The sequence below is a fragment of the Serratia sp. 14-2641 genome (assembly GCF_001692375.1).
GTDB lineage: Bacteria > Pseudomonadota > Gammaproteobacteria > Enterobacterales > Enterobacteriaceae > Chania > Chania fonticola_C.
In genome coordinates this window covers 1-12699 of the sequence record NZ_LXKR01000041.1, presented here as the reverse complement: position 1 = coordinate 12699, position 12699 = coordinate 1, and the positions used below count along the sequence as shown (strand labels likewise).

13 protein-coding genes are annotated in these 12699 nt (G+C 50.1%); 4 read left to right on the top strand and 9 right to left on the bottom strand.

Annotation, left to right across the window (positions count from 1 at the left end):
• Positions 1–3 precede the first annotated feature (3 nt).
• The 3 genes from A6U95_RS14915 to A6U95_RS14905 form a co-directional block, all read right to left on the bottom strand.
• Positions 4–417: an ASCH domain-containing protein gene (locus A6U95_RS14915; protein ID WP_337049035.1), complete on the bottom strand. Its 414-nt coding sequence runs from the start codon at positions 415–417 to the stop codon at positions 4–6.
• A gap of 191 nt (positions 418–608) precedes the next feature.
• A complete protein-coding gene (locus A6U95_RS14910) occupies positions 609–1508 on the bottom strand; it encodes a dienelactone hydrolase (RefSeq protein WP_083196377.1) in 900 nt (299 codons plus the stop codon).
• A gap of 259 nt (positions 1509–1767) precedes the next feature.
• Positions 1768–2961 carry an MFS transporter gene (locus A6U95_RS14905; RefSeq protein WP_065685014.1) on the bottom strand — a complete coding sequence of 398 codons (1194 nt, stop codon included), beginning with the start codon at positions 2959–2961 and terminating at the stop codon, positions 1768–1770.
• 119 nt (positions 2962–3080) lie between these two features.
• Between A6U95_RS14905 and A6U95_RS14900 the strand changes: the two genes are divergently transcribed.
• Positions 3081–3989, top strand: coding sequence for a LysR family transcriptional regulator (locus A6U95_RS14900; RefSeq protein ID WP_065685013.1), 909 nt, complete (start codon positions 3081–3083; stop codon positions 3987–3989).
• Positions 3990–4272: 283 nt separating this feature from the next.
• Here A6U95_RS14900 and A6U95_RS14895 read toward each other — a convergent pair whose 3' ends face one another.
• Both A6U95_RS14895 and A6U95_RS14890 read right to left on the bottom strand, forming a co-directional pair.
• Positions 4273–4623, bottom strand: a complete 351-nt coding sequence (locus A6U95_RS14895; protein ID WP_065685012.1) for a hypothetical protein — start codon at positions 4621–4623, stop codon at positions 4273–4275.
• 68 nt (positions 4624–4691) lie between these two features.
• Positions 4692–5072, bottom strand: coding sequence for a DUF4354 family protein (locus tag A6U95_RS14890; RefSeq protein WP_065685011.1), 381 nt, complete (start codon positions 5070–5072; stop codon positions 4692–4694).
• Positions 5073–5591: 519 nt separating this feature from the next.
• Here A6U95_RS14890 and A6U95_RS14885 point away from each other — a divergent pair.
• Complete coding sequence (locus A6U95_RS14885) at positions 5592–6746, top strand: glycoside hydrolase family 10 protein (RefSeq protein ID WP_065685010.1); 1155 nt, start codon at positions 5592–5594, stop codon at positions 6744–6746.
• 131 nt (positions 6747–6877) lie between these two features.
• Here the strand turns inward: A6U95_RS14885 and A6U95_RS14880 are convergent, their stop codons facing one another.
• Both A6U95_RS14880 and blaSFDC read right to left on the bottom strand, forming a co-directional pair.
• Positions 6878–7351 (bottom strand): DUF2846 domain-containing protein, encoded by a 474-nt coding sequence (locus A6U95_RS14880; protein WP_059200813.1) that lies wholly within the window; start codon positions 7349–7351, stop codon positions 6878–6880.
• A 448-nt stretch (positions 7352–7799) separates the two neighbouring features.
• On the bottom strand, positions 7800–8948 hold the full coding sequence (blaSFDC, locus tag A6U95_RS14875; RefSeq protein ID WP_065685009.1) for an SFDC family class C beta-lactamase: 1149 nt from the start codon (positions 8946–8948) through the stop codon (positions 7800–7802).
• 278 nt (positions 8949–9226) lie between these two features.
• Here blaSFDC and A6U95_RS14870 point away from each other — a divergent pair, with 278 nt between their 5' ends.
• The gene (locus A6U95_RS14870) at positions 9227–10123 is read left to right on the top strand and encodes a PhzF family phenazine biosynthesis protein (RefSeq protein WP_065685008.1); all 897 of its coding nucleotides are present in this window, start codon (positions 9227–9229) and stop codon (positions 10121–10123) included.
• 75 nt (positions 10124–10198) lie between these two features.
• On the opposite strand, the gene A6U95_RS14865 is transcribed toward A6U95_RS14870, so the two are convergent.
• Positions 10199–10816 (bottom strand): histidine phosphatase family protein, encoded by a 618-nt coding sequence (locus A6U95_RS14865; protein ID WP_065685007.1) that lies wholly within the window; start codon positions 10814–10816, stop codon positions 10199–10201.
• Positions 10817–10911: 95 nt separating this feature from the next.
• Between A6U95_RS14865 and A6U95_RS14860 the strand changes: the two genes are divergently transcribed.
• Entirely contained in the window at positions 10912–11610 is a 699-nt protein-coding gene (locus A6U95_RS14860) for an RluA family pseudouridine synthase (protein WP_065685006.1), read from the top strand.
• Between the two features lie 81 nt (positions 11611–11691).
• On the opposite strand, the gene A6U95_RS14855 is transcribed toward A6U95_RS14860, so the two are convergent.
• Complete coding sequence (locus A6U95_RS14855) at positions 11692–12330, bottom strand: dTMP kinase (RefSeq protein ID WP_065685005.1); 639 nt, start codon at positions 12328–12330, stop codon at positions 11692–11694.
• Positions 12331–12699: the final 369 nt, after the last annotated feature.

Here is a 12699-nt window from a genome sequence, read left to right as displayed (position 1 = left end):
ATATTACAACAACTCGACCAGTTCAAACTCTTCTGTTACCAGCTCCATTGTGTCGGAGTAACTCCCTTCTCTTTGGAAGAACTCTTTGTGCCCTTGCTTCCAGTACCTGAGGCTTAGATCTCCCTCGCCTTCTTTTTTCGCAAGTTCGTCTGTCACATCGCAGAAACGAATTATCCGCATAGCGATCGTCCTGATGACACAGACTGGATCACCCTTGCCATTGAGGATAATGCTGTAGCCGCCGATCGTTGGTGATTCTTCTTCATTTTTGAAAGATGAAAGCGAACAGCAGGTTGCGGTTTTTACCCCTTTAATAACCAGGTCTGCTAGCTCGTCTGCCATTTCGGCGGAATCGCCAAATGGCCATGCAATGGCCCCCGGATACTTTGTCTTTAGACTTTCAATAATAATCACCATTAAATCCTGTTAAATCAATTTATTAAAAAACTCCGTCACTCCCAAGGTAGCAGACAAAATCATCTATCCACTATTTCGCACCAAGCGATTTTTTGAAGAAAGTTGCTATCTCGGTAATAATGCGTTGATGGATCGCGACACGATCTATGCCTTTACGATCCGTACATAAATCCGGCATCGTACGGCTCATATCAGGTGAGCATGGTGATATGGCCGGCGTTAGGAATGACCTGTAATGAAGCCCCTGTCTCACTCGCCAATGCTATCGCGTTATCATCAGGAGATAATTCCTCATCCTTGTCCCCGACAAAAATAAGTAACGGTGACTTAACTGGTTTCAATCCCTCTGGTGTAAAAATGACACTTAAGGGAGCAAGCAGGACGAATGACCGAATACGCGGATCGGCTGACGCGGCTAGTTCGGGATGATCAAGCCTGATATGGCCCTTCGCTTCGCAAACATGACGGTCGTTCGGGCGCTTCGCGCAGTACTCTACAAGGCGAGTAAGAGTCGGCTTGCCTCCTGCGAGTATCAAACCTGTTGTTCCACCGGCAGAAAACCCCAAAAATCCTATTCGATCTTTATCAGTATGTGGCGCTAGCACCGAATCTTTTAGAGCTGCCGACAAAGCAGCAGATACTTGCAAGGGGCGTCCGTAGATCGTGCTAGTAGCCCCGACTCGACTCGAATTCTGAAAATTATCGCCCGAATGGGTCACGCTTACGACGATGTATCCTTGCTTGGCGATGGCTGTGGCCAGATCATGATGCCCCCACATACTACCCATGTTTCCATGCGAAAGCAGAATCAACGGATATGAATCGCTCCCAATGGGGACCGATTTGGACGCTGAAATCTTATAGGGACCAATGCTTGTAACCCCCGAAAGCCCAGAACTTGGAAAGAACGCCACCGTTTCTATTGGGTGATGATCAATAGGGTCGACAACTTCAAGTTTTTTGATCCCAACACCATTAATGTTTGCGGCATTCGCACCTGTAACATATAGCATTAGAAACAATATCACTGGCATGAATTTAAGGAGAATATCGCCAAAATCCGGTACCTTGGCGTAGCCTAGTAAAACCATGTAAGTCTCACAAATCCATTTTGACACATGAAAGTATCATAATGTACAAAATACGATTTCTGATACCTAATTGTCCGTATTTTGAATGTGTCAGGTGAGTTCTGAAAGACAACGGTCGTAGAGAGCTTGCAGATTGGGCTGGAGGATATGGATGAACTGAAAGCCGATCTGGAGCAAGGCTTTGAAAGATTGAAGCAATTTATTTGAGACGTGATTTTTGCCAAGGTGACCGCATGAACGGTCACCTGCCCTTTGCTGCTTATTCCGCGCTTTGCCGCCGAAAGCGTACAAGCCAAGCCGACATTAAAATGGCTGCTATCGCGATGCCTGTGGCGACGTAACCGATGTTTTCCAAACCCCATTGGGGGATCACCAGGCCACCGATAATGGCGCCAAGACCCGTACCGGCATTGGCAGCAGAGACGTTCAACGTTCCGGCTAGTGCCTGAGCGTGTGAAGCGGACTTCATCACCCTTACCTGACAGATTGGAAACAGTGCAGTATAGGCGATACCCCAAAGCGCAAGAGCCAACCATAACAGAATGAGCGAGTCTGCCACTGGCACGCTGGCCATCATGCCTATGCCCAGCAATAATGAGAATATGGCGGTAGCGCCCAGTGGGCTGCGGTCCACAAAGCGCCCGCCAAGCCAATTTCCGACCAGGCCGATAGCACCGAAGCCCATGAGCCACCAACCGACTTGCGCCGGAGCCACACCAGCGATGCGCTCCAGCATGTCGGCTAGATAAGTGTAAGCCGTAAACATTGCGGTGAACACAACGACCGATAACACAACGTTACCGACAAAATACGGGTCTTTGAGGATGCGTGTCTGCTCTGCCAGCCTCAGCCGTTCGGGGCGTGCCAGGGTCGGCATGAAGACCGCCAGGGCCAATGCCATAACCAGCGACAGCCCGGCCAGTATCCAGAAGGTGCCACGCCAGCCGATGATGTCCGACGCTAGCGTACCCAGTGGAATGCCAAACAGTAAGGCGGCTGAGATCCCCAGATACACCTGTGATACTGCGCGACCGGCACGATGCGGCCCGGCAATCTGTCCGGCCGTCTCGCTGGCCGTCCCCCAGAATACTGGCAGCACCAGCGCAGGAATGAACCTGGCAATCGCAAGCACCCAAACGTTCGGAGCGATTGCGGCCAGAGTGTTTGAAACGCTAAAGATCATCAGAATAGCGATGAACAGGCGCTTACGTTCAATGTGTGACAACAACGCAGTCAGCACAGGGCCGAACAGCATCACTGTGAAGGCGAACAGGGTAACGAACTGGCCGGCAGCGGAAATTGAAATATCCAAGTCGCGTGCCAGTGCTGGCAATAGTCCGACGATCAGGTATTCGGTCGTGACAATGACGAAAGCCGCCACCGCAAGAATGACGATGGAAAGGCGGCTACGACTCGCCGAAATGGCGGTGCCCGGTGCGGTAATACAAGACATCAAAAAGGCTCCTACATGGGGACTTGCTGTTGCCTTTAGTATATTTAAGAAATAAATTCTTATTATTGATATGTTTTACCGATATTATTGAATTTAATTCCTTAGTAAGAGAGGCCAACATGATCCCATCGGAGCGGCTTAAGGGCATCGAAACCTTCGTGGCAACGGCCGATGCAGGCAGTTTCACGGCAGCGGCAGAGCAATTGCACCTGACCAGCTCTGCCGTCAGCAAAAGTGTGGCACGCCTTGAGGATCGGCTTGGGACTCGGCTGTTCGAGCGCACAACCCGCCGCTTGGCTCTGACGGATACAGGGGCCGCGTTCTACCGCACTTGCGTACGAGTGCTGGCCGATTTGGAAGAAGCTGAAGCCGTACTCGCCGCACAGCATAGCGAACCGGTGGGTCGTCTGCGGCTGGACACACCAGCGACGTTTGGCCGCCTACGTGTTTGGCCGTTGCTGCTCCAGTTCTCACAGCAGCACCCGCACTTACGCCCGCATGTTTCCTTGACCGATCGCTTCGTTGATTTGCTTGAAGAAGCCATTGACGTGGCGGTGCGTATCGGTGGTCCGGATCATTGGCCTACCTCAGTTGGCCATCGCTACCTGGGCTGCGAACGTCTCATTTTCTGCGCCTCGCCTGGTTACCTAGCCCGCAATGGCACCCCGACATCCCCCGCCGAACTGTCTCGTCATGATGCCGTGCTCTATGGCAAGGCCGATGGAACCACGGGCCCGTGGCTGATCGCACATGATGCAGGATTAATTGAGCGGCGAACGATGGAAGGCCGCATTATTGTCGGCAATGGCGAGGCTCAGGTTGCCGCGGTCAAGGCCGGATGCGGTATCGCACAGTTGGCAACCTGGCTGGTCTGCGATGAAATTGCACGTGGTGAATTGGTGCAAATCCTACCGGAACTGACGACTGATGGCCTGCCGCTCAATCTGGTGTGGCCCATCGGGCGACAACTGCAGCCAAAAGTGGATGCCATGCTGGAGCTGCTCGCTGCCGAATTGCGGATCGACTAGCAATGCCAAGCCCTTCACGCTCACCACGCCGTGGTGAATTGTCGGTTTCCTTGCATGCGTACAAACAGCATCCCACCAGCGAACATAGTCAGAACCTGCGATGCCACCAGCACCGAAAAGCCTGAAAAGTGCGAGGAAGGTGGTACGGTGCCGTGTTCAGGTGCTGAGGTGATCTGCGACAGAGTTGATGCAGAAGAGGAGTGCCCTAATTAAATAGTGGCACGTTCGGTCGCCTCACAAAGGGCGAGCTCCGGGCGTTGTATCAGCCCGGAACACAACTCTTTTATAGCCAGCTGGTGTTTTTCCAACCTTTTTTTGCCATGCAGGCAGTAAATGCGGCTTTCCGGCTGTTTATATTTACGTCCAAGGGATAGCTTTCAACGCCTAGTTTATTTTCATATTTATAACCACTGCTGTTACATCCATCGTCATCTTTATTGCATTTCAATGAAACCTGCTTTTCAACGCTTCTGGTAGCGACCTCATTTTTAACCGGATACTGAGCTAATGACTCAGTATCGCAAAGGTTATTTGCCTCTTGCAGGGGCAGTGTTGGCGTACCTAACGGTTCCCATGTGGCAGCACAGCCTGAAAGAATAATGGCGGGAAAAACAGCAAATAGGCGTTTGTTCATAAAAGATTCTTTAGTTAAATTGAAGAAGTTATTTTATAAGTGCTCCTGATCCTGTAGGAAATATAACCCTATTGGCACTTATCACTCATTTTCACCAACGAGGCGTTATAAACACTCTCGTCATTTGACGCGAATACGGCCAATCCCTTTACCATCGCTTTAGGCTTTAAAATCCCAGACATTAGCTTTTCATCGACGGTGTCTAGTTCAAACACTTTACCGTTAGCAGAGGACGCTTGTAAACATAACTTACTGAGATCGATATCTTTATCGGACAGGTTAGTCACGGCAACGGTGAAATCCTTGGTATAGAAGACATGGCTGCCAATCGCGGCAGAACCCTGGCTCTGTTGTGTGGAATATACCGCGACAGCGTCTGAATTCCCTGCGACTGCTGGTAGGCTAAACAAGCCAAATGCCAAGGTCACGGTCAGGTAATGTGCTTTCATGATCTTTCCCTTTAATGATGTGAGTGACTAATAATAGTGTAGAGGATTTAAACGGTAGATTAACGGTCGTACTCCAATCCCTTGACCCGCAACGTTGTCCCCATGAGTTTTCGGTAACTGATTGGCCGTCCCGTATACCTCATCTCGCTCTGATAGCGGTTTGCAGCCTCCAAAAGAGCGTCAATATGAATCGTCAAAAACGCTGATGAAACGATGCTGCGGGTCACGACAGTAGGCTAGCGTTTAATCAATCCGGCCTACCGGTATTGACTAAAATTCGAATAATAAGAGAATGATAAGATTGTGTTGGGGCTCTCCCCAATGAGTAATCAATAGAAGCCGGAGCGAATCATCGCCTGTTCTCATAGCTTTGCCAAAGTTAAACAACTGGGCGTACTTCTTGCCGGTGTGCTTTCACTGGCCAGTTGCACCTCTGAACCTGCGAAATCCTTAGTCACTCCGTTGCCTTCGGTGGCAAAACAGCCACACCCGGATAAATCAGGGCAAAGCCAGGAACCGATGCGCGGCGTTTGGCTGGCAACCGTTTCCCGCCTCGATTGGCCACCAGTGACATCGGTTAATGCCAGCAGCCCAGACATCCGCATTCGCCAACAGCAGGAAGCACTGAAGGGCAAGCTGGATAAACTGAAGACGCTGGGTATTAACACCGTTTTTTTCCAGGTTAAGCCTGATGGCACTGCCCTCTGGGCATCAAAAATTTTGCCATGGTCAGATGTGCTGACGGGGAATATCGGCGACAACCCAGGCTATGATCCGCTGCAGTTTATGCTGGATGAAGCTCACAAGCGCGGCATGAAAGTCCATGCCTGGTTTAACCCCTACCGAGTGTCCGTTAACACCAAACCAGTAACCATTGATAAACTGAACCGCACATTGTCGCAGCAGCCAGCCAGCGTCTATGTGCTACACCCTGACTGGATCCGCACCGCAGGCGACCGATTCGTGCTCGACCCAGGTATCCCGGAGGTGCGGGACTGGATCACCAGCATCGTCGCGGAGGTGGTTGCCAATTATGATATTGATGGCGTGCAGTTTGATGATTATTTCTATGCTGAGTCCCCTGGTTCTGTGCTCAACGACAGCCAGACGTTCAAAAAGTATGGTCAACATTTTGGCTCCAAAGCGGACTGGCGGCGAGACAACACCAAGCAATTGGTTGGGCAAGTTTCTCGTACGATCAAAAAGTTGAAGCCCGACGTTGAATTTGGTGTCAGCCCTTCTGGCGTATGGCGTAACCACTCACATGATGTGGCAGGTTCCAATACGCGAGGTGCAGCGGCATATGATGAATCTTATGCTGACACCCGCAGTTGGGTACAGCTTGGGCTGCTGGATTACATTGCCCCACAGCTGTATTGGCCCTTCGCGCGTGACGCGGCCCGTTATGATGTGCTCGCCAAATGGTGGGCCAATGTGGTGACCGCCACCAATACGCGTCTTTATATCGGTGTGGCGCTGTATAAAGTGGGTATTCCGTCAAAGAACGAGCCTGATTGGATGGTCAACGGTGGCGTGCTGGAGCTACAAAAGCAGCTGGATTTGAATGAATCCGTATCGCAAATTAAAGGTACGATCCTGTTCAGAGAGGATTATCTTAATCAACCACAGACCCAGCAGGCCGTCAATTACCTGAAAAGTCGTTGGGGTAGTTGAGGAACTTGGTGGGTTTTGTCATTGATTGTGCGTTAGATAACCCACATTTACCCTACTTGCATACCCAAGCAGAGAGATTAAGGTGCCACCTTTTAAAGGCAACGGCACCTTACTACTTTTATCGAGTCGTATCAGTTGTCGCAACGTCCTTCTTTGGCAAGCTTAACTCCTGGCTTTGAGATCACTCTTTTCCCTTCCTCTTCTGTCGACTGACTGAGGCCAGCACCACCAACAAAAGCACCCATCTTTATATATTGCCTGACGAAGTAATTCTTTCCAGACTCAGTGAAGATGGACAGGTCATTTGGAGAAAACTCTGACTCCGTTGAAATTTTGTGCTTTTCCCCACCAGTTACCTGTGTGTAGAAAAACGTTTTATCTGCTGTTTCACCAATGCATTTACCATCAACATAGATATCTTTTTTTAGCGCTTTGCCAACAAAACTATCCCTGTAAATATACAAACCAGCTTTATTTTCATCCGGTGTTGTGAAGCTTTTAGCTTGTACGGACTCTTGCTCTGTTGCCAGTGGGACACTAGCACAACCACTTAGAAGTAAGGCACCCAAAATAGATACTGATAAAAATAAACTTTTTATATTCATGATAATACATCCCTTTGAAAAATAATAATATACTTTATGATATTCAACCTATCCCCAAGTGGCATAAACTTTCAATAAGAATAGCTACGGTCATTGATTACCTTTCGTGGTTAATCAAGATCAAACCCAATTTTTGCTGAAGTTTATCCTAGACAAGGTGTGTCTGAATGTTGCCACAAATTAATGATAGGTCAAGATAATCAATCAACTATGCAGTAAAGTTATGATAAAGCTCAAGGTTTACGTGAACGAATGATTTTTAAGTAACCAGAATCACCCTTCGTATAGAACAGAGCGAGCTAGGCTGTAAGTTTGATTAAGGAGATTGATCTATTTTTTGTGATGGAAAATAACTTGGACTTGGGTTAGATGAGGGGACAATATGCCCCCTGAGACTGCTGGGCTAAAAATCTAGGGGCGCAGCACATGCTGCGCCCGTGTAAATCCATTACTTCTGCAACGCCTCAAGAATGCGGTAAGCCGCCTCAACGCGCACAGGATTAGGATAATTTTTGTTCGCCAGCATCACGATGCCGAGATCCTGTTGAGGAATGAAGGCTACGTAGCTGCCAAACCCGCCGGTCGAGCCGGTTTTATGTACCCAAGAGGCGCTTGATGGTGGCGCTGGCGGAGTGATTTTTGTGACGCTCAGCGGTGCCAATGCGTTTTTATTATCGCTACCCTCGACCACGGTTTTCTCTTTAACCGGCCAGTTCAGCATTTCCCAACCTAGACCTTGATACATATCACCGGCATGCCAGTAGCGCGACTGGGCAAGCGTAATCCCCTTCTGCAGTGAGGCATCCTTCACGTTGGCAGGCTCCATGTTGGCCTGCACCCAGCTTGCCATATCCTCTATCGTCGACTTGACGCCGTAGGCTTCGGCATCAAGCATGCCCGGAGAAACGCGAACCGCCTTCCCATCGCGATAGCCCCAGGCGTAGTGTTTATCTTCCTGCTGCGGCACGTTTATCCAGGTTTGCGATAGCTTCAACGGTTGGAACACGCGTTTGGTCATCGCCTGATCAAAACTCATGCCTGACGGTTTAACCATCAGTGCGCCAAACAGGCCAATACTGGCGTTCGAGTAAAGGCGCTTGGTGCCTGGAGCCCATTGCGGTTGCCAAGTTTGATAGTAATTCAGCAGCAATGCTTCATCGGTAACGTTTTCCGGTATCTGCAACGGTAAGCCACCGGCGGTATAGGTCGCCAGGTGCAGCAAAGTGATCCCTTGCCATTGCTTGCCCGACAGCGCTGGCCAGTACTTGCTCGCCGGATCGCCAAGGTTGATTTCACCGCGAGCAATAGCATCTCCGCCCAGTACCCCTGTGAACGTTTTACTGACCGAACCGAGCTCGAATAAGGTCTGCTGCGTGACTGGCTTCTTGCCGGCAACGTCTGCCAATCCCCAGGTGAAGTAGTAAGGTTGGCCCTGATAAATCACCGCCACGGCCATGCCGGGAATGGCCTGCTCTTTCATCAATGGCGCAACGGTGCGATTTACAATGTCGGCTATTTGTTTTTCCGTTTGCGGAGCTGCAAACACTGAACCTGAGGTGGCGAGCAACAGCACACAGGATAGGGATTTCTTCAACATTGCGATTTTCCGTAATTGAGGGTTAAGGGTTCTATCAGACGCGCTTAGTTTGTAGAACTTGATGTTGGGCGGCAAACGGTAAAATTTAGCATCTGTTAAAAGTTTTTCTATTGGTTTGAATGATAACCGATGGTGCTAAATCAATCGTTAAATTCCGCGTGTAACACCACGGCCAGTGTCTGGTTATCACAAAACCCAACCAATTTAAGGTATTAGCAATTGATGTCAGTCATTTAATAGCGCTATCATCAAGCCTTGTATCTAGCGGATTACGGCAAATGCTCAGAAAAGATGATGTGAAACCTCGCGCCTATAAACAGGTGGATGTATTTACCACTTCGCCATTGCAGGGAAATCCCTTGGCGGTGATCCTGGAGGCAGAGGGCTTGAATGAGATGCAGATGCTTTCATTAGCTCGCTGGACCAACCTTTCGGAAACGACGTTTGTTTTCAAACCGACTAATCCGCTGGCAGATTATCAGGTGCGCATTTTTACCCCGGAAAAAGAGCTACCCTTTGCCGGGCATCCGACATTGGGTACGGCTCATGCATTACTGGAGGCTGGGCTGGTGACCAAACAGCCGGGTGTGGTGATGCAAGAATGCGGGGTTGGTCTGGTTGCGGTCAATATCTCACCTGAAGGAACGCTGGCGTTTGCTGCACCAGCGGTAACGCTTCGAACGCTGACTTCAGAAGAAAGGGAAACGCTAACGGCCGCTTTTCTGCCTGCGGTTATTCAAGCCGATACGATGCCGGTGATTGCCGACATGGGCATTCGCTGGCTGATGGTACGTATGCCAAGCGCTCAATCCTGCCTGACGATGACGCCGAATCAAGCCATGATTAAACAGCTGCAAACTGATCATCATGTTGATGGCGTGGTGATTTATGGTAGCTATTCATCGGGTGAACCAGCAGATTATGAAATGCGAGCGTTTCTGGTTGAATGGGACAAGTTGGTTGAAGACCCAGTGACTGGCAGTGCCAATGCTTGCCTAGCCCGTTTGTTGAAAGCCAATAACTTCCCCGATGGTGGCTCGACGGCGCAGGGGTATCAGGTTCGACAAGGCACCCAACTGCATCGAGATGGCCGGGTTAGCGTTCGTTTTATTGACGGTGAGCCTTGGGTTGGTGGGCAGAGTTGCACGCTGATAAATGGTCAGTTGCACATTTAGCTGTGGCGATAACTCACAGAATATCGGCATAGTGACCGGGTGCGCTTTCCCGGTCTTAATAATTGCTCAGATGAATCACAACAGCTTAAGTAAATGTGTTGCGATCCCCCATCGGAGAGTGACGCATTTATCCCCAGCCAAGTCTAAAACAGAGTAGCTCGCGTTCGGTTGAGCATAACTGGAAAAATTGTCGATTCTTCCCTCTTTGAGCAATGCCAGAACGCCCTGGCTGACTTGGCCGTGAGACACTATGCATATTGTCTGGTGTGGAGCTACCGCTTGTTGGCTGTGCAAAAAATTGATAACTCGCTGAGAAGCCTGTGTCAGTGATTCGCCGTCAGGGGGACAAAACTGCGCATCTCGCGCAAATAGCGACTCTGCTTCACGGGGATAGTCAGATTGTATTTGCTCCCGTGTCATCCCTTCATAATGACCGAATGCCTGCTCTTTCAGCGCGGGTTCAGCAACCAACGGGCAGAGGAAACAATCCGCCAGTGCCTGCCCCATATGCCAGGCACGACCAAGGGGAGATGCGTAGACACAGTCTGTAGGGTAAGCAGCGTCTGTTAACGCTTCAAGTAACGCTGATGTCTCGAGCGCACCTCGCTTCGTTACTGGGCTATCCATATGTCCCTGGATAATGCCGCGCTGATTCCATTCCGTTTGCGCGTGTCGTACAAGTATCACTTTCATCAAAAATTACCGTTGATCCATTAGGCTAACAGCAAGATTCGCCAGCCAGCTGAAAATTCGTTATTATCCACATCCACTCCCCATCCGGCAGCCTGATGTCTACGATTTTCGATACCTTTATTGCCCCGCCGTGTCATGACGAGATAGAGATCCTCTATCAGGACGATCACCTGGTGCTTATCAATAAGCCCACCGGGCTGCTCAGCCTCTCTGGGAAGAATCCGCAAAATCTCGATTCGGTACATTATCGGCTGGTAAAGATATTCCCCGGCTGCACTCTGATTCACCGCCTTGATTTCGGCACTTCCGGGCTGATGGTAGTTGCCCGCAACAAGGCTATCAACGCCGCCCTCTGCCAACAGTTCAGCCAGCGCACCGTGACCAAAGTTTACAGCGCACTGCTCTGTGGACACCTGAAAGATAACAACGGGGTGATAGACACTGCGATTGCCAAAGACCCGGCGCTGTTCCCGCTGATGTCGATCTGCTCAATTCACGGCAAGCCAGCTCGCTCCCGCTATCGTGTCGTTGAGCGTTTGTATCACGAGTTGGAAGACGGGACGTTACTGCCTTTGACGCGGGTAGAGCTAACCCCGGAGACCGGGCGCACCCATCAACTACGCATTCACTGCCAACAGTTGGGCCACCCTATTTTGGGCTGTGACCTGTATGGCGGCCTCCTGATACCTGGCACCGAAAGGACGCCGCGGCTGATGCTGCACGCCAGTGAGCTGCATTTTGTTCATCCTATTAGTGATGAGTTAATCAAAGCCTATAATGCCTGCCCGTTTTGAAGGTGAAAACGCAATACAAATCTTAGGCTCACGCTGGGGCGGAGAGTGACGGAATAGGTTGCCGTAATTACTGGCGGGAGCTTAGCCCGCAAAACCGATGCCTATGGGGCATCCAAGCACTCTGTAGATCTCAGAAATCACCTTCATCGTTGCGTCTTCGATCGTTCCTTCATTTCGGCATAAAACCCAGCCGTTCTCTGCAATTTCTCGCTCGAACGCCTTGGTACAAGCGACATGCTCTTCCAGCTTATGAATCACAGTACTACTTAGCCCACGTGGTCGGGCCGCGGCCCTTGCCCATGAAATATCTGCCGCAGTAACAACCCCGACATGCAGGTCTGGCGTTCGCACGTTTCGTTCAATGTTAAGCTGTAAAATCTCTGCAAATGGAACCATCCGGCGAAACGCAGCATCCGATGGGTACCAGCGATCCATCAAGATAATGCTGTCCGGTGGCTGTTTAGTCAGCACTTGCTGGGAAATCCAGGCACGGCTATCAGCAAAGCGCTCACAAACCTCCAATTCTAAATCCAGGGTGGGATTTCTGGCGAGCTTGTTAACGAGGGCCATTGTTTCCCTCCTGTAGGGATCGCTTTTTTTCTCGCAAAGTCGGATCACCTTCTTGTTGTCTGCCCTTAGTACTTTCGTAATGGCCTCCAAAAGTGTGGTTTTACCGGCTCCCTTGGGCCCATCCAGAGAAACAAATAGCTGACGACTCATTCTTCAAATGCCGATTGATATACGGTTTTTGTAAAGCTTGAATCTGGCAAAAGCATCTTACATTCCTTCGTATGAATAACGCGCCCCCTCTTCGTTCGTCGGAGCCGCCTGGCGCGTCAGCGCGAACCGAATAGAGGGCTCTTATAAATAGACACTGATGAACCTCTGGCAATGATTCTAACTCACGGGTCTAAAACCCAGGATTACAGCCGTTTATGGTCATTGTCCATATGTTGTGACCTGCGCGGGGTAGTTTAAGGGATCCGCTTAGAAAACGGAATCTATGGTCACTCCCGTTTTTGCAACACCGATTTCGACGATAAGTTGGCTTGCTTGAATCTATCCGGCGTCTGAATGGGATTTTATTCC